This is a genomic window from Acinetobacter bereziniae (assembly GCF_016576965.1).
Taxonomy (GTDB): domain Bacteria; phylum Pseudomonadota; class Gammaproteobacteria; order Pseudomonadales; family Moraxellaceae; genus Acinetobacter; species Acinetobacter bereziniae.
In genome coordinates this window covers 3,777,179-3,800,979 of record NZ_CP066119.1, presented here as the reverse complement: position 1 = coordinate 3,800,979, position 23,801 = coordinate 3,777,179, and the positions used below count along the sequence as shown (strand labels likewise).

Here is a 23,801-nt window from a genome sequence, read left to right as displayed (position 1 = left end):
ATATTGTTTGTTTCGCTTAGGGAGAACAGAGATGAATGCAGTAAAACGTATCCCTGTGACATTACTGACAGGGTTTCTAGGGAGTGGTAAAACAACTTTACTCCGAAACTTGTTGGCTGATGAACGAATGAAGCGCACAGCTGTCATCATTAACGAAATCGGAGAGATTGGTTTAGATCATCTGCTGGTTGGTCAGATTGATCAAGATATGGTTTTACTCAAAAGTGGTTGCGTGTGTTGTAGTGTTAAAACTGAATTTTCAGAGACGCTCAAATTACTTTATCAACGTGCACAGGCAGAAATAATACCTATATTTGATCGGGTCATTGTTGAAACAACGGGAATGGCTGATCCTATTCCAGTGCTTAAACAGTTGTTGGTTGATGAAAGTGTAGCCGTGCTATTTAGTGTGCAAACAGTGATTACGACCGTGGATAGCTTATTACCTCTCGACCTCCCCAAGCAACATATAGAACGATTGCGGCAAATTGCGGTTGCGGACAAGATTATTTTGACGAAAACCGATTTATCTCATGCCTTTTATAATTTCGTTGAAGGGATAGCGGCTTTAAATGATGCTGCTGAAATCATTGATTCTTCAGATGTAGAAGCTGTTGCTTCATTAATTTTTGATCGCGAACAGTATCCAATTGTACGTGATTTACCGCAGATCCAATGGTTTAAACAAAATAGTCATCTGAGAAACAAGTTGGGTCAATCACTGCACCAAGGTATGAGTAATTTATGTTTATATGCTGATCAACCATTAGCTTGGCGGAGTATAACCCTGTTTCTTCAGAAACTCGCTCGCCTGCATGGAGAGAATTTACTCCGAATCAAAGGTTTGATTCATATTAGGGAGTCTTTGAGACCTGTTGTAATACATGGTGTACAGCATTATTTATTTCCAGAGTCTTACCTCGATACATGGTCAGATGATGACCCAAAAACAAGAATTGTGATCATTTTTGAAGGTGCAATTCAGCAGAATATACAAGCCTTGTTTGATGACATTGTGCTTGAACCGATGCACTGATAGCACAACTTTTTTCACCCACTCACTTCAATATTTTTCAAATGCGTACTTGAGACGCAGGGGAGTTTATATCTCTAAAAAAGCAATTTAAACAAGAAATCTAAATTTTAAATCTTCCTTTATATAAGGAGCTATATCATGCAAGAACAACCTGTTCATTCGATTGAACAACATACCATTCAGCAAATTCCACTCAATGAACGGCATGGTCGACCTTTGGACCTCTTTACCTTATGGTTTGGTGGAAATTTGATGTTATTGACCTTTGTGACAGGATCACTTTCTGTCATTATTTTTCAGCAATCTTTTATATCCGCGATTCTCAGTACGATTTTGGGAACATTGATTGGTGCTATTTTTGCAGCCTTACATGCAGCTCAAGGTCCTCAACTTGGTGTACCGCAAATGATTCAAACCAAGGGACAGTTTGGATCTCTTGGCGCATTGCCGATTTTAGGAATTGTGGTGATCATGTATGTTGGTTTTCTTGCCTCCAATATAACTTTGGCAGGACAGGCGATCAACTTGCTTATTCCCTCATTTAGTCAATCTTTCGGGATTTTACTGGCAGGTATTGTCGCTGTGACAGGTGCCATCGTTGGCTATAGGTTGATTCACCTCTTTACCAAAATTATCTTTGTCATTTGTGGGATCGGGTTTGTTTTGGCATATATATGGGTATTCATTATTTATGGATTACCGCTAGACTTTTTTGAAAGAAACTCTTTTTCTGCAACAGGTTTTCTTGCCTCACTTTCGATAGCCGCTTTATGGCAAATAGCGTATGCACCTTATGTCTCTGATGCAAGTCGTTATCTGCCTAAAGAAACAGGAGCTCATTCCGCATTTTGGGCAACTTATTGGGGATGCTCTTTGGGGACGATTATCCCCATGTCCTTGGGGATCACAATCGGATTGTTGACACCCAATGGTGATGTTATTTCTGGATTGATCAACTATGTACCAGAAATAGGTAGTGGAATTATTTTTATCCTTGTCATCGCAATCGCAGCCATAAATTCAATGAATTTATATTGCGGTGTATTGACCTTAATCTCTTTTATTCAAACCCTTATTCCATCATTTATTCCAACAGCGAAGGGTAGGGTACTGATTTCTTTTGTTTTTATTGGTATCGCATTGTGGATTGGGATTAAGGCATCCAGTAATTTCTTGCCGATGTTTACCAACTTTATCTTCTTACTGATTTACGTCCTTATTCCTTGGACAGCAGTAAATTTGGTGGACTATTACTGGGTTCGGCATGGTGAATATGATGTGAAATCATTTTTTCTACAAGATGGAGGGAAGTATGGAAAATTTAACATTTTGGCTGTCTCGGCATACATCTTTGGGGTTGTTGTTCAAATCCCATTTATTGCCACAGAGTTGTATACAGGTTCTATTGCCCATGTATTGAATGGTGCTGATATTTCATGGGTTGTGGGGTTAATTCTAACTTCTATTTTTTATCTTGTTGCCATCAAACTCTGCGGAGTTCAAGAGTATCCATCCAAAAGCAAAAACTAAAAATAATTTCAAGGAGATATTGATTATGGAAAAATCATCTTATTTTCATTCTATGTTGTGTGTTGTTGTACTTTCCTTTGTGCCTTTAGCAGCTGTTGCTGAGTATGAAATAAAATCAGGAAATCTTACTGGAGAATTGGGATTAACCATAACTGCTGCCAATCTGTATGCAGATCATATTAATTTTGGTAGTGGGCGAATCGATTTACGTGATCAGACAATGACAGGTCAACAAGCAACTTGGCAAGAAGCTTATTTAAAACCCAATTTAAACCTGAACTATAAGCTAGATTCAGATATAAATTTAATACTTGGTACATCAATCGTTGCTTCACAAACTTTTGGAGATGGTGATGCCGGTGGCTACACCCGACGTTCAGATGGTCGAACCAGTGTTGAGGAGCTTTATGCGGGTATTGGATATGGTGACTGGAAGTTGACGGCTGGACGGCAAAATTATTCGATTGCGACAGGTTTTATCATCATGGATGGTAATTTGGATCAATATCAAGATGGAACCTATTATATTGCTCCACGTTCTGCATTTCGCAATTCCGCAGTGCTTGCATGGGAACAGCAAAATTTAAAAGCACAGCTGTTTACGTTAGGTACAGATTATGATTTGGGCAGTTTTAAAATGAATGGTGCGAATCTAGATTATGATTGGAACGAAAATCTTACTTTGGGTTTAACTGCATTTAAAGTTAAAGCTCCTTCTTCCGATGCTGCCCCTAAAGATGGAATGCAAGTTTATAATTTAAGGGCATTAAATGCTAAATCAGCACTGATTCCAGCCTTAACTTTGAACGGTGAATATGCAATTCAACGCGGTCGTGGGGATGGTGTGAGTTATCAGGCAAATGCCTGGTATACCCAAGCTGACTATGTTTTTGACGGTTTGCCATTTCAACCTACATTAGGCTATCGATATTCTTTTTTTTCTGGAGATGATAATTTACAAGATAAGCAACGCCGTAGTTGGAATGCGTTAAGTAAAGGTTATATTGGGTGGGGAACTTGGTTATTGGGTGATGTTGCGGGAAATTATGCTTTGTACAATAGCAATGAAAAAGTTCAGCAATTTTCGATTAAATCCCAATTGAATGATCAACTTACATTCGGAACAATTTATTATCAGTTGGCGTTGGATAAAGCCAATTATTTTGGAACACCTGTTCATAATCGTCGTTTTGCGGATGAGTACAGTATTTATTTAGAGTGGGTACCTACAACTAAACTGTACACATCTTTATCCTATAGTTGGCTTAACCCTAAAAGTGCAGCCAAAGAGGCGTTTGGAGATCATAAAAACTTTTCCGCATTTGGAATTTATTTAAAATATCGTCTCTAACGTTCAAAAAATAAAGCTGTTATGGTGTGACTAAATTGTCGTATTTTCGCTCATGTCGTTTGAGCAAATAAGTCATCTTAATCATCAATGATTCGTTATAAATGTGTCGAATGGTTAGCTCATTCGTTGCTCCTATTCACAGCGTTAAAATCATATTTGTCGTCTATGTTTTCATCAGTAGGATGAGGTTCAAGATAGTATTATTTTAACATTGCAAGACTTATAGATAAGAATAGACCCCAATAAAAAACCAATCCGTAGATTGGTTTTTTATTTCCATTGATGTATTTCAACCCATGCTTGATGATCTAAAACTCAACGCTCTCTTAATGCTTCTTTGGCTTTATTGAATGGTTTCAACAAGTATTCAATAATGGTTTTCTGACCTGTGCGAATATCAACAGTAGCCACCATACCCGGCGTAATCGAAAAAGATTTACCTGCCTTATTCACCAGTTTATCTTTATTGGTTCGAATATAGACGCGATAGTAAAACTGATCTTGTTTTACCTCATCACGGATAGTATCCGGTGAAATCACCGTCACTTTACCCTCCAAACCACCATAAATAGAATAGTCATAGGCTGTGATTTTCACTAAAGCTGGCTGCCCCGGATGAATAAATGCAATATCTCGTGGGGAAATTCGTGCTTCAATCAATAACTGCTCATCAATCGGAACAATGGTCATCAACTTGCCATTTTGCGGTACCACCCCACCAATCGTGGTCACGGCAATTTCTTTGACCACACCACGGACAGGCGCTTTAAAGGTGGAACGTTTGACTGAGTCATTTCGACCTGCCACGATTTGCTGTAACGATTGAATATCTGCATTGGCTTTCGCCAACTCTTCGCGTGACTTTACATAGTAGTCATTACGCTTGTCATTGATCTGATTTTCAAAGTTATTGATATCTCGTTTTAGACGTAACACTTCAACTTCAGATGCCGCACCTTTGGCAACCAATGGTTGAGTCATTTGTAATTCATTTTGCACCAAAGCCAAGGCATGTTTTAACCCCGTGATGGACTCATCCAAATTGGCACGACGAGAGGTATACAGTGCCGTTTCCTCTCGAACTAAGGCTGGTACTGCCAATACATCTTTAGGGAAGCGTAGCGGTGTACCATTCACTTCCGCCTCTAAACGTGCAGCGGTGGCTTGGGTTGCCAGTAATTTAGTCTGGCTTTCTCCGACTTGTGACTCGAATCGAGTGGGGTCAATCTGAGCAAGGGTTTGTCCTTTTTGTACAATATCACCTTCTTTGACATCCAAACTGGTGAGTACCCCACCATCTAAGGATTGAATGATTTGCTCTTTGGACGAAGGAATTACTTTACCTGTGCCCGTTGAAACTTCTTCCAATTTAAAAACGCATGCCCAAATCAAGAATGCCAATAAGCCCACTGCCACGATCCAAATAATAAAACTGGATTTAGGCAAGGGCGGTTCTGAGAACTTGAGTGCTGAGGGATTGGTTGGTCGCTGTAGGATATTGGTCGCATCATCAGCTTGAGCAGGCGATTGGGTTTGGATTTCAATCTTTTGCGGATTTTGTTCTTGGCTCATGCTGAAGCACCTCCCGCATTCGGTTGATGTTGAGGATTTAAAATGGCATCTCGTGGTCCATCTTTAATGATCTTTCCTTCATGTACCACAATAATCCGATCCACCAGTTGTAATACTGCAGGGCGATGGGTTGCCACCACCAAAGTGCGATGACCCAGCCATTGTTTAAGATGTTGAATCAAGACTTTTTCAGAAACATCATCAATCGAGGCGGTGGGTTCATCCAACAACACAATATTCGGATTTCTCAACAGCAACCGGGTCAGCAACAGTGCTTGTTTTTGTCCGCCTGAAAAGCCCACACCTCCCTCAAGAATGGTATGGTCTAAGCCTTCTTTTTTCTGCTCTACGATTTCCAGTGCATTGGTGATTTGCAAGGCACGCACAATTTCTTCATCGGTTGCCAAGGGTGCACCCAAGGTTAAGTTTTCTCGGATGGTCCCAAAGAATAAATGGGCATTTTGATTGAGCAGTGCTATATCTCGGCGAATATCATCAGGATCAAGCAAGGATTGATCGAAACCATCAAGACTAATTTTACCTTGGACAGGCAGTTGCATCCCGGCAAGTAATTGTAAAAGGCTCGATTTTCCTGCGCCATTGCGTCCCAGAATCGCCACCTTTTCTCCGACCGCAATTTTGAGTTGTGGAATGACTAAGGTCGGACGTGGGTCATCTTCGGTATATTTAAACACCACCCCTTTAAAATCATAATCCCCTAACAGCACTTTACGCTGAATCAATTGAGCACGCTCAGGGCGGTCAACCGGTTTTTGCATCAACTCATCTAAACCATTCTTTGCCACTTTGGCTTGTTGCCAACGCCCAAGCACACCCGTCACTTGAGAAATAGGTGCCAACATCCGTGAAGAGAGAATCGAACACGCCACCAAGGCACCTGTAGTCATGTCACCTTTCATCACTGCAAAACAACCCACCAACACCACAATGGCATAGGTCAAGCCTTGGATCTTCTGTGTCCATGCATTTAACCAACCGACAATTTTTCGTTGACGCATGCTGACATCTGCTGAGACCTCATTCATGTGATTCCATTGATTTTGGAATCGGGCTTCAGCACGCAGTAGTTTGATATCTTCAATGCCTTGCACCGCTTCAACCAAAATCGCATTACGAATTGCCGATTCACGCATACCTTCAGTTGCCAATTGTGCCAATTTCTTTTGTACCAAAAAGCCTGGAACAATCATCAACGGTACCACCAGCAACATCACCCAGAAAATGTTGCCTCCAATCATCCAAAAAATCACCAAGAATAGGAAGAAAAAAGGAAGATCGGCAATTGCACTGATGGTGGTTGAGGTGACCAATTCACGGACCCCTTCTAGTTCGCGAATCTGCGAAATAAAAGAGCCTGTTGAACGTGCTCGGTCTTTATTGCGAATGCGCAGTGCATGACCAAACACCCGGTCTGAAATCTTTAAGTCGGCACGTTTACCGATAATATCGGATAAATAGACCCGTGCAATTCGCAGAACAAATTCAAAGATTGCGGCGATCAGTACACCACCTGCAAGCACCCACAAGGTCGGAATGGATTGAGACGGCACCACACGGTCGTAAACTTGCATGGAGAAGATAATGGTCGCCAATGCCAAAATATTGGCAATCATTGAAGCCACCATGATGTCGGTATAGCGTTTCCAGTCTTTTAAAACAATGTCCCAGAACCAGCTTTTTTCATAAGGCTTAATATATTCATCAACACGCGCATCCGGTACAGAGGTTTCAGGTCTAAATATATAGACGCGCTTGGCATGGGCTTGTAGTTGCTGCACACTGAAGCTTTGTGACAGCCCTTGATCACCACTGAGTTGTAGGCTGACATTTCCAGCAGCATCTACTTTCTCAATCACCGCCACCTGACCATCATTCAGCTCGACCACCACTGGCAAGCGCCATGGATTGAGAACATCCGTGCTAAAGTCAGCTTGACGTATATTTAAGCCGACTTGACGGGTAATCAGTGCCAGCATGTCATCAAGATTGTGATATTTATTCCAATCCAGTTGCAGACGAATTTGTTCTTCTGAGGGTTGAATACGATAATGTTGTGCAACCGCGATAATGGCTTGTAACCAGGGTTGATAATTTAATCTATTATTATTCATGGCTGAACTTCAAACCCCTGAATTTGAATATTATTTAAATGATAAGCATGTCTACTCTTTCCGGTTACATTGATAAATAATGCAATCGTGTCATAGATATCAAATCGTGCTGCTTCTCTTTCAATCCTTGAACTTTGGTACGATTGTTCTGAACTGAGTAAATCTAAAATCGAACGTTTGCCGAGTTTGTATTGTTCTTCATACAGCTCTCGGGTTTTGGCAGTTGAACGTTCTCGGTCCATCAATACCCAAATTTGTTTATCGGTGTTTTCAATACTTTCACGGGCAATCTGGGCTTGATCCATAATATTGAGATAGGTAGCATTCAGCTTGGCACGGGCGGCTTGTTCAGCATAATTTGCTGCTTTAACCTGTGAACCCACTGCACCGCCTTGATAGAAATTACTCGACATCTGTACCCCAATCGAACTGTCGGTATCATTCTCAATCCCTGTATTGGGATTTTGCCCATTCAATGCTTTGGTCACCGCACCCACCAAAGAAATGGTCGGATAGACACTGAGTTGAGTTTGTTTCTTTTGGCTTTGTGCCACATCAATTTCAGCCTTTGCGGCAATCATACTGGGGATGGTATTGACTTCGGGGTCGTCATATAGCCCTGATTGCTTGACGAATTCATCAGGAATATTGAACTCAATTTGGCTGACATCAAAACCCAATAAAGTGCGTAACTTTTGTTCTTGCTGTTTAAGAAAATTCTGCTGGGTAATCAGGTAGGAACGAGAATATTCAACATAACTTTGCGCTTGCACAGGGTCTGCATGACTGCTGATGCCCGCTTCTGCTCTTAAACGTGCAATCTCATGTAAGCGACTGACCCCATTAAATTGATCTTGGGCGATTTTTATAATATTACGATATCTCAATAAACCTAAAATATCTCGAGCCGTCTGGGTAGAGATTTCATCAATACTGATCAAGACATTGGCTTGTTCAACCGCCAATTTATTTTGTTGTGTGGTGACACTGCTTTTGACTTTGCCAAAATCATAGAGCAATTGATTGGCTTCAACAGAATATAACTGCCGCCCTTTATCATTTGAGGTGAAGTCACCAGTATTCATGCCAGCTTTTAATTGTGGATAGTATTGTGCCTTGGCGACATCAATATTGGCGTTTTGGGAAGCCAAAGTAGAAATGGTTTGGGCAATATTGGGATTGCGTTTGACAGCGATTTGCACGGCTTCTTCAAGGTTTAAGGTCCGTGTGGGTACTGCATATTGCTGGGCAGTTGGTGGATTTTCCAGATAGAGATTATTTAAAGACGCCTTTTGCCCCAGATAGGGTTTGACCACGGGCAAAGGGCTCGCAGTGCTTTGCTCGGGTTGGTATTCAAAGTCAGCGAGTTGTTTAAGTTGCACGGTACGAAAGGAGGAGTCATCTTTGGGTTTGATTAAACTCGATACACTTTCCTTGATGCCTTTTAAATAGCGGGTGTCTTGTGCATGGCTATTGTTCTGAATCAGAACACATAGACTGATTGCACCCAATCTTTTTAAAAAAATTATGGGTTTGTGAGTGATTAACATTCCTGAATGGCACCTAATCATGCTTGTAATTATCGGCATTGGTTTATTTCAAGTTTCTCGTAAATATTATTTTATTTTACACAGTAATGATTTGATTTTAGCAGAATGATTTAAATTTAATATAAATTTAGCTATTGTTTTGATTGTTAATTAAACAATGAATGATAGTGTATTGGTTGTTAATAAATGATTATAGATTGTGGCTTTGCAAAGAATATAATATTTAATTTAATGTTTATGGAATTATAATCTATACATTTGTATTTTAGAGATTATGCGGGAGATAAGAGATTATATGCTGAGCATTTTCTGGATAAAAAATATAAAAATAAAATAAAATTGTAAATGTATTCTTTATAAAAAATACTTTTTTTAACCCGTTGATATGATAATTGTTTTTTTATAAAGAAAACCTAAAAAATCATAAAAAATTTATCATCAAATAAAAAAAAGATAATGATTTGTATCATTTTTATGCTAGGATTGTGTGAGTTAAATCTCATAAAGTTAAATTTAAAGGACTTAATTTATGCGAATACATGAATGAAAAATACCTGTATTGAATAATATTTAATCTATTTAGGCTGAAGTTATCTCCCAATTTTAGTGTAAAAAATATACATAAATTTTGCTGATTTATTTTTATAAAATATTTCGGTAAGGGTATTGTTTTGCATTTTTTTTGTTGAAGTTTATTTAGTCTATTTTTGATTTTAAATTAATGGGTTTTCTATTTTTGTAATTATTTTAATCCTTATGCTTTATTGATTTGTGCTGGATGGAATATAGATTTAATTGAATATCATATAAAGATAATACGAGATATAAATGATCTGTTTTTTCATCTAAACCTGCTTATTTTAATGTTGTGAATTTATCGATTATTTTTAATGTCGGAGTACGGTGATGTCAAAAGTTATTTTGATGGTAGTGACTGCTGCAATAGGTATGACAGCCTGTGTAAGCAATCAGTATCAAAAACCATCAAATTTAAGGTTTCAAGAGAAAAGTTTGACGAACAATCAAATTGTTCTTGTGAAAAGAGATGAAAAGCTTTGTTCTGGGGATACCGCAACACATCAGAAGTGTGCGATTGATTTCTATATTGATCGTATACAAGCAGGGAACTTTTATATAAATAATACGGCAAAGTATCACTTAAAGTCTGAAGTTTATAATTTTAAAGTGAAAAATTGCAATACTGAATCATGCTTTAGCTGTGATGTTGATGTAGATGTGCAAAAGTTGAATAGTCATAATTTTTTACTTTCAGTAGATGGAGAGGGAAAACCGTTTATTTTAAATGACGGTCAGACGCTTCAATGTTCTAACAAAAGTGAACCCACTCAAACTGTCGTACCTCAAATGTAATCATACTTAATTATCGATTTATTTTTTACTCATAAATATCTCCCAACCCCATCAAAAATTTCATTTTTGTAGGGTTTCTGCGTGCATATTTTTAAGTAATTGATTTTTTAAAAGATAAATGTACATAATCTCCTTAGGTAAAAAATGGCTAATTTTGTTGTAATTGAAAAAGATTCTTTAAGTAAATCAACGGTAGATACCAACCATATCACTTTGTCAGAAGCATCAATTATTCATACTAAAATGAATAGAGATGATGTGGCTGAATATATTCGAGATGGTGATCATTTATTATTAAAGCTTAAAAACGGTGAAGTGATTGTTATTGAAAACTTCTTTGTAGTTCACCAAGAAGTAACTTCAGATTTAGTCTTTGAAGATGAAGATGGTTGTATTTTATATTGGTTTGATGGAGTTTCAGGCTTTAAAGAAATCACAGGGCTGGAAGCATTATTACCTGAAGCAAGTAGTCATTTGACTGGAATGCTTCCTTGGCTGATTGGGACAGGTGTAGTCGGTGGTGTCATCGCAGCAACACATGATAATGATAAAAATAAAGAAAATATTCCCAATGGGAAAAATAGTGTTGAAGTAAAAACGGATGGCTCAATCATTGGTAAAACAGAAAATATTCCTGAAGGAACGAAAGTTGTTATTACCATTACAGGACAAGACAAGAACGGAAATACATTAAGCAAAGACATCGAAGTTACTGTTCAGCCAGATGGAAGCTATACAGCTGAAGTTCCAGAAGAATTTGTGGATGGTGATTTGACTGTAAGTTCAGAAGTTGTTGATCGTAATGGCAATACTGTTCAAGCGGAAGATCAGTTAGGTAAAAATGCGACTGATGATCCAAATACTCCAGAGGACGAAAGTGCTGGGCTTGATCGTGTAGACAGTAACATAGACATTCACATTGATAATACAGGTAAAATCACTGGAACCACCACAGATGTTGCACCGAATAGCGATGTGGTGATTACCATCACCGGTAAAGATGCAGCAGGCAAAGATGTCGTGATTCACAAGACAGTGAAGACCGATGCGGATGGCAACTACCAAACAGAACTTACGGTCGCTGATGGCATCGTAGATGGTTCAAGTGTCACTGTTGAAGCGACTACCACAGATCGCAACGGTCAAGGTGTTGGACCCGCAAGCGATCATCTTGCAGGTCAAGGCGATAACGACAACGATCCAAGTACGCCTGACGATACTGGCTTAGACTTGGTCACAGCTGAAATTACGGTTGAGATCAATACAGCGGGTAAAATCACTGGAACCACCACAGATGTTGCACCGAATAGCGATGTGGTGATTACCATCATCGGTAAAGATGCAGCAGGCAAAGATGTCGTGATTCACAAGACGGTGAAGACCGATGCGGATGGCAACTACCAAACAGAACTTACGGTCGCTGATGGCATCGTAGATGGATCGGCAGTGAATGTTGAAGCGACTACCACAGATCGTAACGGTCAAGGTGTTGGACCCGCAAGCGATCATCTTGCAGGTCAAGGCGATAACGACAACGATCCAAGTACGCCTGACGATACTGGCTTAGACTTGGTCACAGCTGAGATCACGGTTGAGATCAATACAGCAGGTAAAATCACTGGAACCACCAAGGATGTTGCACCGAATAGCGATGTGGTGATTACCATCATCGGTAAAGATGCAGCAGGCAAAGATGTCGTGATTCACAAGACGGTGAAGACCGATGCGGATGGCAACTACCAAACAGAACTTACGGTCGCTGATGGCATCGTAGATGGATCGGCAGTGAATGTTGAAGCCACGACCACAGATCTCAACGGTCAAGGTGTTGGCCCCGCAAGCGATCATCTTGCAGGTCAAGGCGATAACGATCCAAATACGCCTGACGATACTGGCTTAGACTTGGTCACAGCTGAGATCACGGTTGAGATCAATACAGCGGGTAAAATCACTGGAACCACCACAGATGTTGCACCGAATAGCGATGTAGTGATTAGCATCACCGGTAAAGATGCAGCAGGCAAAGATGTCGTGATTCACAAGACGGTGAAGACCGATGCGGATGGCAACTACCAGACAGAACTCACGGTCGCTGATGGCATCGTAGATGGATCGGCAGTGAATGTTGAAGCCACGACCACAGATCGCAACGGTCAAGGCGTTGGACCCGCAACCGATCATCTTGCAGGTCAAGGCGATAACGACAACGATCCAAGTACGCCTGACGATACTGGCTTAGACTTGGTCACAGCTGAGATTACGGTTGAGATCAATACAGCAGGTAAAATCACTGGAACCACCAAGGATGTTGCACCAAATAGCGATGTGGTGATTACCATCACCGGTAAAGATGCAGCAGGCAAAGATGTCGTGATTCACAAGACGGTGAAGACCGATGCGGATGGCAACTACCAGACAGAACTCACGGTCGCTGATGGCATCGTAGATGGATCGGCAGTGAATGTTGAAGCCACGACCACAGATCGCAACGGTCAAGGTGTTGGACCCGCAAGCGATCATCTTGCAGGTCAAGGCGATAACGACAACGATCCAAGTACGCCTGACGATACTGGCTTAGACTTGGTCACAGCTGAGATCACGGTTGAGATCAATACAGCGGGTAAAATCACTGGAACCACCACAGATGTTGCACCGAATAGCGATGTGGTGATTACCATCACCGGTAAAGATGCAGCAGGCAAAGATGTCGTGATTCACAAGACGGTGAAGACCGATGCCGATGGCAACTACCAGACAGAACTCACGGTCGCTGATGGCATCGTAGATGGTTCAAGTGTCACTGTTGAAGCGACTACCACAGATCGCAACGGTCAAGGTGTTGGACCCGCAAGCGATCATCTTGCAGGTCAAGGCGATAACGACAACGATCCAAGTACGCCTGACGATACTGGCTTAGACTTGGTCACAGCTGAAATTACGGTTGAGATCAATACAGCGGGTAAAATCACTGGAACCACCACAGATGTTGCACCGAATAGCGATGTGGTGATTACCATCATCGGTAAAGATGCAGCAGGCAAAGATGTCGTGATTCACAAGACGGTGAAGACCGATGCGGATGGCAACTACCAAACAGAACTTACGGTCGCTGATGGCATCGTAGATGGATCGGCAGTGAATGTTGAAGCGACTACCACAGATCGTAACGGTCAAGGTGTTGGACCCGCAAGCGATCATCTTGCAGGTCAAGGCGATAACGACAACGATCCAAGTACGCCTGACGATACTGGCTTAGACTTGGTCACAGCTGAGATCACGGTTGAGATCAATACAGCAGGTAAAATCACTGGAACCACCAAGGATGTTGCACCGAATAGCGATGTGGTGATTACCATCATCGGTAAAGATGCAGCAGGCAAAGATGTCGTGATTCACAAGACGGTGAAGACCGATGCGGATGGCAACTACCAAACAGAACTTACGGTCGCTGATGGCATCGTAGATGGATCGGCAGTGAATGTTGAAGCCACGACCACAGATCTCAACGGTCAAGGTGTTGGCCCCGCAAGCGATCATCTTGCAGGTCAAGGCGATAACGATCCAAATACGCCTGACGATACTGGCTTAGACTTGGTCACAGCTGAGATCACGGTTGAGATCAATACAGCGGGTAAAATCACTGGAACCACCACAGATGTTGCACCGAATAGCGATGTAGTGATTAGCATCACCGGTAAAGATGCAGCAGGCAAAGATGTCGTGATTCACAAGACGGTGAAGACCGATGCGGATGGCAACTACCAGACAGAACTCACGGTCGCTGATGGCATCGTAGATGGATCGGCAGTGAATGTTGAAGCCACGACCACAGATCGCAACGGTCAAGGCGTTGGACCCGCAACCGATCATCTTGCAGGTCAAGGCGATAACGACAACGATCCAAGTACGCCTGACGATACTGGCTTAGACTTGGTCACAGCTGAGATTACGGTTGAGATCAATACAGCAGGTAAAATCACTGGAACCACCAAGGATGTTGCACCAAATAGCGATGTGGTGATTACCATCACCGGTAAAGATGCAGCAGGCAAAGATGTCGTGATTCACAAGACGGTGAAGACCGATGCGGATGGCAACTACCAGACAGAACTCACGGTCGCTGATGGCATCGTAGATGGATCGGCAGTGAATGTTGAAGCCACGACCACAGATCGCAACGGTCAAGGTGTTGGACCCGCAAGCGATCATCTTGCAGGTCAAGGCGATAACGACAACGATCCAAGTACGCCTGACGATACTGGCTTAGACTTGGTCACAGCTGAGATTACGGTTGAGATCAATACAGCGGGTAAAATCACTGGAACCACCACAGATGTTGCACCGAATAGCGATGTGGTGATTACCATCACGGGTTATGATGAAAATGGAGAACAAGTTAAAATTGATAGAACGGTTCAAACAGATTCAAATGGTCATTATGTTTATGAGTTAACACCAGCAGATGGTATTGCAACAGGTACGCAAGGTTCTACAGTAGATGTTGTTGCAAAAACCAATGATCGTAATGGAAATACGATTCAAGACCATGATATTGAAACAGTTGATCCTGTGATCAAAAATGATCAGTCGACGGGTGTTACAAATGGGGATAACTCCATCATTGGTACATCAGGTGATGATTTAATCGCAGGAGACACGGGTGGCTTAAAAACAAACTTTGTGGCTGGAAAGAACTATAACGTATCCATCGTTTTAGACTTGTCAGGAAGTATGCTATTTAATATGGCAGGAACGATTAGAAATGGCGCGAATGTTCCAGAAGGCGAAACGCGTCTTGAAATTGCCAAAAAAGGTTTAAAAGCCTTTATTCAACAGATGGTTGATCATGACGGTACGATTAATTTACAAATCGCATCTTTTTCAGCAAATAATGGTCTTGGAAACACCGTCAATAAAATCTATACCAATGTAAGCGTAGACAATATTGATCAAATCTTTGCGGATATTGGAACTGGAAAAAATGATGGGCTTCAAGCAGGAGGCGGAACTTATCCTGAACTAGGTTTTAATAAAGCTGTAAATTGGTTCAATGATGTGTCTGATGCTAACTTTGAAAATCAAACATATTATATTACGGATGGTGAGCCAAATAGTTCGCAAAACACACTAGATAGCGCCTTCCGTCCATTGGCTGATCAAAGTAAAGTCTTTGCTGTTGGTGTGAGTAGTGCTGTAAGTGATGCAACTGTGTCACGCTACGACAATACAGATGCGAATGGAAATAAGCTACCTAGTGCTTGGAGTGGTTCAAATCATGGAGAAGCGAAAGCAATTGCTGATGCGGATAAACTCATTGCATATTTGATCGGCGGTTCAGAAAACTTTGTACCTGCTGATGTAGGCAGCGATACCATTAAAGGTGGTGCAGGTGATGATATCTTGTTTGGTGACGCGATGAATACCAACTGGATTACATGGTCAGGTAGAGATCCTTTGATGCATCCACAATATTCAGGTTATTCAACACTGATTGCGTATTTAAAAGCAGAAGTCACAAGTGGAGCAGAACCAACCCAACAGCAAATTTATGATTTTGTGAAAGAAAATTATAAGAAATTTGTTGAAGCTGATGCGAATGACCCAGCCACTAAGGGTGGGAATGATACGATCTATGGTGGTGCCGGTGATGACATTATTATTGCAGGTGCAGGTAATGATATTATTTATGGCGGTTCTGGCAATGATATTATTTCTACAGGTCGTGGTAATGACACCATCATGTATGATGTGCTTATCAATGCTGATGCTACTGGCGGCAATGGTACTGATGTTTGGGTGGATTACCAATCAAACGATAAAATTGAATTCAGTTCTGATTTCTTTGATGGCTTACTTTCAGATAAAAGTAATATTGGAGAATTTATCAAAATTGAAGATGATGGTCGCGGTAATGCAGTACTCAAAGTAGATCGTGATGGTAGTTTAAATACTCAGCATGAATGGGCGGATATATTAATTATTGAAGGTAAGAGTAAAATAGATTTAATGGATATGATTAATCAGCAAATTGTGATCGGTTAAGTATTCTTGGCTTTGATAGATTAAATTCTAATTTTTTATAAATAAAAATGCTCCATTTGTGGGGCATTTTTATTTGACAGAATATATTGGAAAATCAATCTAAAATATTAAATCTCATTCATCCAGCAAAATCTCATCTTTATCAACCATTACGCGAAGAGTTGAAAAAATACAGATTTACTGTAAAGGCGGATTAACAAAGCTATATACTGAAGATCACGTTGATTCTGTCTAGGATAAGTTGATCAACAACAAAAGCCCAAATAATTGATTCTAAAAATAGTCCACGCAATTAAGATAGAAGTGCTTTGATTTGACTTCCATCTTAATCTTGTGATGCGAAGGATATGTTTTAATCTACGCTCCATTATAAAGAGAATAGATTAAAAACTGGGCTTACTTAATGAGCTTCTCCCCAGTTCTTGCCTTGACCAACCTCAACCTCCAAAGGGACAGATAAAGTCACAACTTTTTGCATGACATCTTTAATCTGTTCAGCCACTTGATCGGCAACAGCTTCATCGACCTCAAACACCAATTCATCGTGAACCTGTAAAAGAAGTTTTGCTTGATCTTTAGGTAGGATTTTATCAACTTCAATCATTGCCATTTTGATGATTTCTGCTGCTGAGCCTTGCAATGGTGCATTAATTGCAGCACGTTCAGCGCCTTTGCGCACCATCATATTCCGTGCATCAATATCTGGTGTATATAAACGACGGCCTGTAATGGTTTCAACAAAACCTTGCTCCAAAGCGACCTGACGAGTACGTTGCATATACTCATAAATGCCTGGATAACGGTGGAAATATTGTTTGATGTAGTTTTGTGATTCTTCACGGGTAAAGCCCAATTGACGAATCAAGCCAAACTCAGACATCCCATACAATAAGCCAAAGTTCACTGCTTTCGCTTGACGACGTTGGTCAGAAGTCACATTTTCAAGAGCAACGCCCAATACTTCAGATGCTGTGCGGCGGTGTACATCTTGTCCATTTTTAAAGGCATCGACTAAAGCCTCATCTTGCGAAAAATGTGCCATTAAACGTAATTCAATTTGAGAATAATCGGCAGCGAGTAACACACGACCTTTGGGTGCAATAAATGCTTTACGAATTTGTCGTCCAATTTCTTCACGTATTGGAATATTTTGTAAGTTCGGATCTGTTGAAGATAAACGACCAGTTGCAGTTAGCGCTTGATGATAGCTCGTATGCACTCGGTGGGTTTCATTATTCGCTTGTTTGACCAAAGCTTCAGTATAAGTACTTCGCAATTTGGTTAAACCACGATACTCAATGATCAGTTGGGTTATTGGATGATCAATTTTTTCCAAGACAGCTTCAGAGGTACTGTATTGTCCTGTTGCTGTTTTCTTGCCCCCTTTTAAACCCAGTTTTTCAAATAAGACTTCACCCACTTGCTTTGGTGAACCGACATTAAAAGATTCACCAGCGATCTCAATAATTTGATTTTCAAGGTTTTGAATTGTATTGGCGAAATCAACACTGAGTTGATCCAAAAATTTTAAATCTAGCTCAATACCATTTTCTTCCATACTGGTCAGAACGCTAGCAACAGGCATTTCAATATTGTGTAAAATTCCGCTGAGCTCTGGGATTTCTTTGAGTTTTCGTTCTAATACTTCATAAAGGCGATAAGTGACATGCGCATCTTCTGCTGCGTAATGACCAGCAGTTTCAATATCAATTTGATTAAAGGTTTTTTGCTTCGCCCCTTTACCCGCAACCTGTTCAAAGGTTGTCGTTAAATGACTCAGATAAACACGAGCAACATCATCCATACCATGACGAGTTGCTACTGAGTTCAACACATAAGATGCCAACATGGTGTCAAAGAACCAACCTTGTAGATGAATCCCATGGTTTTCAAAAATATGCGCATCATATTTTAAATGATGCCCAATTTTTTCAATATTTGGATCTTCTAAAATAGGTTTAATTTGTTGAATGATTGTTTCGCGATTGAGTTGCTGTGGCACACCTTCATAATCATGTGCTAAAGGGATGTAATAGGCATCATGCGCATCGAATGCAAGCGAGAAACCTACCATTTCAGCAACACGATAATCCAAACTTGTTGTTTCTGTATCAATTGCAAAGCGTTTTGCCGTACTTAAACGCTGGAATACTTTGTCCCAAACATCTTGACTTAATACAGTATGATACGTTGCTTCACCTAAACGGTCATCGACACTTGAACTTGTGGCTTGATCGGTGATTTCACTTTCAACAGCTTGTTCAGTTTTGATGGCACTTTGTGCAGTTTGTTTATAGGTTGAACTATTGGGATTGTTGGGATGATCTAAAGACTGTAATTGGTTACGGAACTCAAGCTCTGTATATAAGTTGCGCAATGCTTCAACATCAGGATCGCAAAGTTTTAAGTCCTCATAGCTGATGTTTAAATCAAGGTCAATGATGATGCTGGCAAGTTGATGATCAAGAGTAATCCCATCAACATTGTCTTTTAGACTTTGTCCAACTTTACCCTTGATATTGTCCACATTTTTTAAAATGCCATCGATTGAACCATATTCATTTAAAAGCTTGGCGGCAGTTTTTGCACCTACCCCAGGAACTCCACGAATACCATCTGATGCGTCTCCCATTAAGGTTAGATAATCAATAATCTGATCCGGACGTACTCCAAATTTTTCAATGACACCATCAACATCCATTGGTTTGTCTTTGAAACTGTCTTCCAATGTCACTTTATCTGTCACCAACTGCGCCATGTCTTTATCGCCAGTTGAGATTAAAACTTGATAACCTTCTTTTTCAGCACGTTTGGCTAAGGTACCGATAATGTCATCAGCTTCAGCACCTGGAAGGGTGTGAAGTGGAATCCCTAAGGCGCGAATTAGCGCATGTAAATAAGGAATTTGTTGGGATAATTCTTCAGGCATACTTGGGCGATCACCTTTATAAATCGGTGAAAGCTGATGACGAAAAGTCGGTTCAGGTGTGTCGAAAATAACAGCCATATGGGTTGGTTGTACACGACGCATAAGCTTTTGGATTGCCGAGATTGCTCCACGAATCGCATTGGTCTGTAATCCCGTTGATGTTGTTAGAGGTGGGAGTGCATGAAAGGCACGAAATAAAAAGTATGACCCATCGACCAATACAAATGGTGGCATTGATATTTTCCTAATTCAAATTACCGCTTTATTGTACGTGATTTTTCTCTGTTGCGTAGTGGCAACCATCGTGCTTGTGTTACTGAATATCTGATGAATTAACAGAATCATGTTGGAATGCTGTTGTATGATCAATATATTGAGGATGAAGAAAGTAAAAATATGCTGAAAGGGCAGAGTGAAATTCGCATTATCTGGTTAATGATGCTCATCATTATTGCGGTGAGTGCATGGTTTTTAGATGCACACGTATTGACTTATCTCTGTGGTTTAGCTTTTGTCATGAGTGTAATGCACTATGTCGATGCGATTCAAAATCCGATGTTAGATATCGCCCAAAGCATGCATTTACCGTTACATAGTACCTCAAAAGTCCCGCTCTATATTTCTTCTATCATTGCTGTTGTCGGATTAACCCTACATTTGAGTTGGATGGTGGGACTAGGTTTAACGGCATGGATTTTCTTTTTTCTTAGATGGTTGAGGCGTCTAGAACGTTATCTCACACAAGTTCAGATACAAATTCAGTCGCTTGAATATTCTGCGAATCGATCAACTGCTTCATTCTCAATTCCTTCAACGCAATCTGAAGAAGTGCCACGAGATTCCGCAACGAGTTTGATTTCACAAATTCAAGATTGGATTTTTAAGGGGAATCCTGTACTGAAAGTTGCCATATTGGTGTTGGTCATTGGCATTATACTGTTACTGCGTTTTGCAACAGAGCATTGGCAATTGAGTCTCGTAATTAAACTCACATTGGTTGCTTTATCGAGTATCGCAATCACCACACTTGGTCTGAGTCTGCAAAGTAAAAATCGTAGTTTTGCATTGGCACTGGAGGGATTGGGGCTTGCTGGATTATCTCTCACCTTATTTTTTGCATATTATACCCATGTAATTTCTAATATTTATCTGGCAAGCCTTTGCTTTGTTATGATTATGCTCATTACACTCAGCTTAAGCTTAAAGCAGCAAAGTGTTGAATTGGCACTTATGGCAATGTCAATTGCCTACATTGCACCCTTTACCTTACCCGTACGCGACGCCACTGTCGTTGAGCTTTTAACCTATTATTTGCTGATTAATATTGCAATTGCGATAATGAGCACTTTGAGACCGTGGAAATATCTGAATCAAATCGGTTTCTTGGTTACAGCAATCGTTGCGAGTGTCTATGCAATTGGTCATGGTGATTTACAAGACAAACAGACACTTACCCTTTTAATTTTTGCGCATACAGCTGTTTTTATTTGGTTGGGTTTCCGTTTTAGCCAACTAATTGCCAAACAAGATGTGGAACAATTTAAGCTTAAACCGAGTTTAGATATTGCCTTGATTTTTGGTGCTCCGATTGTCAGCTATCTTTTTTTATATTTGCTTTATTTTCATCAAAGCATGTTATTGGCGAGTTTTAGTTTAGCTTTTGCTGCGCTTTTCGCAGGTATTTATCAATTTTCAAAACGTAATCAGTCGATTCGATTGATTTCACAGAGTTATTTTAGTCTTGCCTTGATCTTTATGGCTTTGATTCCACCTATTTTATTACATGGACAATGGAGTGTAGTCGGATGGGTACTCGAAGGGTTATGTATATGGGGGTATGCATTATATCGACAATCAGCAATTAGCCGTTATTTGGCGATGGCATTGATGGTCGTTGCAGGGGCAACAAGCCTGTATTATTTATTTAAACTGCCAAACTTCCCAACTACAATGTACTGGTATTTATGTATTAGTTATATTTTTGCAGTGTTATTGGGAAATAGTCGTGAGACATTTCGACAGCAACTGAATGCGCTGTCTACCTTATTTCTGAGTTTATTGATGATTGCAGCAACGTCGATGTTGCTTATTCTACTCCTTGACTATTTTAATGGTGCTTATCGCTACATATACACATTGCTGATACTCAGCGCTACTTATCTGTTGATGAATGAATTGATGCTCAAGTTAAAAGCATTATCAACATGGTTGATCCCCAAGTGGATTGGTATTATTCCTATTTATGTTTTTGCACTGATTCTTTTATTGGATATAAGTCAAAATGGTGTATTGGTTTGGCAAACTGACATTGATCGATGGGGAATGACATTAGCAGGATTGATATTGACCACACTATGGTTAAGACCTTTTCATGCGCTACGCTTTATGGAAGAGTGGGGGAGTTTAGGCGTTTTAATCAGTTTAAGCTTAGCTAGCTTAACTTTAATTCCTTATACACCTTATATTAGTGTCGTGATATTACCTTTATTGTTTTGTGGGTGGTGCTTTATTCAGAAAAGTGCGGATTGGAAAATTTTTTGGCAAACACGAACCAGTTTGGCGCTGATGCTGATATGGATCATCTGTTCGCAATTATTTTCTCAACAGGCTTTTCAAGGCTATTTATTGCCAATCTTGAACCCATTTGATTTGGTGAGTATTGCAATGTTAATGGGCTTTTTATGGATGCTCAACTTGCAACAGAAGCTGGCTCTACAACAGGGTACAGACCAAGGTATTCTGGCTGTTTTGTCGGTTTTAAGTCTACTTTGGTTAAGTAGTTATATGGTTCTGCGTGCGCTACATGTGTATTTTGCTACACCTTATAATCAATTGGATTTATGGCAAGATGCGACGGCACAATTAAGTTTGACCTTACTTTGGGTGAGCCTGGCGTTGATTAGTATGAGTTTTGCCAGCCGTAAACAATTACGTCCTGTATGGATTTTAGGTGGCAGCATTCTGGTCATTGTGACCTTGAAGCTGGTTTTGCTTGATTTATCTCATATCGGCACACTGACCCGAGTCATATCGTTCTTGGGAGCAGGTTTTGTGATGTTACTCATCGCCTATATTGCCCCTATTCCTGAACCAAAGCGTTTAGAGTCTTAATTAAGTCTGTGGATGGTTCAAGGCGAGATATTGAAACCTTAGTGTTTATTGAGTTAAGTTCTGAGATGATTTTAGTGAGAATGTGGCTAAATTTTATTTATTCTGAACCTTCTAGTATGACTTAGAAATAAATATACCAAGTTCAAGCATATCACGAGATACTTTATTTTAGCGTTTCAATCAAATCGCTAAGATGGTGCCCAGTAATAGAAGTCCCGTATATGTTTCATCAATGTTTAGATTTATCTCAATATTAAATACTTTTTACTAAGACAAAAAAGCTGATTAGAGATTTTGATCAATGCGTGGTATATTTTTGATATTTATTTATATTTAACCTGAGTTCGATGTAATTAAATCTTCAACTCATTGAAAAATAATAAATCTCTATGGATTCTTGCTACCTTTTCATCCAATTTTAGAATGAGGAGCGGAGCTCCGCAAGCGCAACCATCAATAGCGTTTCATTTGTCTTGATCAATAAAATGAAGGCGATCAATAGATTGTTTGATGATCTAAAGCTTGCACTGCCACGCTTTACTTCTAAAGTTTAAATTGTTTTGCGTAGGGATGCCTCACTTTTCAGAGATGAAAAGTGACAAAAATCTTTCGTTGAGCGAGGGGTACATCCTCATACCCCCGCTCAACATGGCGACATCCATGTCGCCTCACGATAGCAAGACCATCTATGATTGAAAAGTACAAAATAAATGAATCATCCAAATCACTTGTATGAATAATCAGGCGGTTTGGATGTATCATCTTTCATCAAGGATTTTTATCGAACTCAGGTTATATTTAAATCTTTTGAAAATAAGGTCAATTTAATTAGAAAGGAATAATCATGAAAAGAATATACGCGCTATTGACCCTCCTTGGAATCATTCTTCCATTCTCACAATTTATCCTGTGGTTAAATCAACATGGATTAAACTTAACCCTGTTTTTTCAGCAAATTATTGATAACCCAATCGCTGCATTTGCATGGCTAGATGTCATTGTCACCGTTGTGGTGATTGTCGTTATGGTGATACAGGATGGTCAACAACTGAAAATGAATAGATTATGGGTCCCTGTCATTGCTTCGCTGATGGGCGGAGCATCAGTCGGGCTGCCTTTATTTTTATATATGAAACAATGTCACCTTGAACAAAGAGCGGTATAAATCACAGCATTC

11 protein-coding genes are annotated in these 23,801 nt (G+C 40.2%); 7 read left to right on the top strand and 4 right to left on the bottom strand.

Annotated features, from left to right (window positions below; all coding sequences use genetic code 11):
- Positions 1-31: 31 nt before the first annotated feature.
- From I9192_RS17690 to I9192_RS17680, 3 genes are all read left to right on the top strand, one after another.
- Positions 32-1,036, top strand: coding sequence for a CobW family GTP-binding protein (locus I9192_RS17690; RefSeq protein ID WP_005033566.1), 1,005 nt, complete (start codon positions 32-34; stop codon positions 1,034-1,036).
- 138 nt (positions 1,037-1,174) lie between these two features.
- Positions 1,175-2,566 carry a purine-cytosine permease family protein gene (locus I9192_RS17685; RefSeq protein ID WP_151801144.1) on the top strand — a complete coding sequence of 464 codons (1,392 nt, stop codon included), beginning with the start codon at positions 1,175-1,177 and terminating at the stop codon, positions 2,564-2,566.
- Between the two features lie 25 nt (positions 2,567-2,591).
- Positions 2,592-3,917, top strand: coding sequence for an alginate export family protein (locus tag I9192_RS17680; RefSeq protein WP_009583852.1), 1,326 nt, complete (start codon positions 2,592-2,594; stop codon positions 3,915-3,917).
- Between the two features lie 315 nt (positions 3,918-4,232).
- On the opposite strand, the gene I9192_RS17675 is transcribed toward I9192_RS17680, so the two are convergent.
- From I9192_RS17675 to I9192_RS17665, 3 genes are read right to left on the bottom strand one after another with little or no spacing between them, the layout of a single operon-like run.
- A complete protein-coding gene (locus tag I9192_RS17675; protein ID WP_228289328.1) occupies positions 4,233-5,489 on the bottom strand; it encodes an HlyD family type I secretion periplasmic adaptor subunit in 1,257 nt (418 codons plus the stop codon).
- The gene (locus I9192_RS17670; protein ID WP_200149960.1) at positions 5,486-7,621 is read right to left on the bottom strand and encodes a type I secretion system permease/ATPase; all 2,136 of its coding nucleotides are present in this window, start codon (positions 7,619-7,621) and stop codon (positions 5,486-5,488) included. The genes I9192_RS17675 and I9192_RS17670 overlap by 4 nt, the downstream gene beginning before the upstream one ends.
- Positions 7,618-9,171, bottom strand: coding sequence for a TolC family protein (locus I9192_RS17665; RefSeq protein WP_010591648.1), 1,554 nt, complete (start codon positions 9,169-9,171; stop codon positions 7,618-7,620). The genes I9192_RS17670 and I9192_RS17665 overlap by 4 nt, the downstream gene beginning before the upstream one ends.
- Positions 9,172-10,077: 906 nt before the next feature.
- On the opposite strand from I9192_RS17665, the gene I9192_RS17660 reads away from it, so the two are divergent.
- Positions 10,078-10,542, top strand: coding sequence for a hypothetical protein (locus I9192_RS17660; RefSeq protein ID WP_005033551.1), 465 nt, complete (start codon positions 10,078-10,080; stop codon positions 10,540-10,542).
- Positions 10,543-10,686: 144 nt separating this feature from the next.
- Complete coding sequence (locus I9192_RS22415; protein ID WP_228289327.1) at positions 10,687-16,584, top strand: BapA/Bap/LapF family prefix-like domain-containing protein; 5,898 nt, start codon at positions 10,687-10,689, stop codon at positions 16,582-16,584.
- 400 nt (positions 16,585-16,984) lie between these two features.
- Here I9192_RS22415 and polA read toward each other — a convergent pair whose 3' ends face one another.
- Positions 16,985-19,747, bottom strand: coding sequence for a DNA polymerase I (polA, locus tag I9192_RS17645; protein WP_005033544.1), 2,763 nt, complete (start codon positions 19,745-19,747; stop codon positions 16,985-16,987).
- A 162-nt stretch (positions 19,748-19,909) separates the two neighbouring features.
- On the opposite strand from polA, the gene I9192_RS17640 reads away from it, so the two are divergent.
- Positions 19,910-22,624 carry a DUF2339 domain-containing protein gene (locus I9192_RS17640; RefSeq protein ID WP_171499358.1) on the top strand — a complete coding sequence of 905 codons (2,715 nt, stop codon included), beginning with the start codon at positions 19,910-19,912 and terminating at the stop codon, positions 22,622-22,624.
- An 844-nt stretch (positions 22,625-23,468) separates the two neighbouring features.
- Positions 23,469-23,789, top strand: a complete 321-nt coding sequence (locus tag I9192_RS17635) for a DUF2834 domain-containing protein (protein WP_005033541.1) — start codon at positions 23,469-23,471, stop codon at positions 23,787-23,789.
- Positions 23,790-23,801 lie beyond the last annotated feature (12 nt).

What these genes read in the sequence shown, in the direction of transcription:
- I9192_RS17690 (WP_005033566.1), top strand. Translation starts at nt 32, where the DNA reads ATGAATGCAGTAAAACGTATCCCTGTGACATTACTGACAGGGTTTCTA.
- I9192_RS17685 (WP_151801144.1), top strand. Translation starts at nt 1,175, where the DNA reads ATGCAAGAACAACCTGTTCATTCGATTGAACAACATACCATTCAGCAA.
- I9192_RS17680 (WP_009583852.1), top strand. Translation starts at nt 2,592, where the DNA reads ATGGAAAAATCATCTTATTTTCATTCTATGTTGTGTGTTGTTGTACTT.
- I9192_RS17675 (WP_228289328.1), bottom strand. Translation starts at nt 5,489, where the DNA reads ATGAGCCAAGAACAAAATCCGCAAAAGATTGAAATCCAAACCCAATCG.
- I9192_RS17670 (WP_200149960.1), bottom strand. Translation starts at nt 7,621, where the DNA reads ATGAATAATAATAGATTAAATTATCAACCCTGGTTACAAGCCATTATC.
- I9192_RS17665 (WP_010591648.1), bottom strand. Translation starts at nt 9,171, where the DNA reads ATGTTAATCACTCACAAACCCATAATTTTTTTAAAAAGATTGGGTGCA.
- I9192_RS17660 (WP_005033551.1), top strand. Translation starts at nt 10,078, where the DNA reads ATGTCAAAAGTTATTTTGATGGTAGTGACTGCTGCAATAGGTATGACA.
- I9192_RS22415 (WP_228289327.1), top strand. Translation starts at nt 10,687, where the DNA reads ATGGCTAATTTTGTTGTAATTGAAAAAGATTCTTTAAGTAAATCAACG.
- polA (WP_005033544.1), bottom strand. Translation starts at nt 19,747, where the DNA reads ATGCCACCATTTGTATTGGTCGATGGGTCATACTTTTTATTTCGTGCC.
- I9192_RS17640 (WP_171499358.1), top strand. Translation starts at nt 19,910, where the DNA reads ATGCTGAAAGGGCAGAGTGAAATTCGCATTATCTGGTTAATGATGCTC.
- I9192_RS17635 (WP_005033541.1), top strand. Translation starts at nt 23,469, where the DNA reads ATGAAAAGAATATACGCGCTATTGACCCTCCTTGGAATCATTCTTCCA.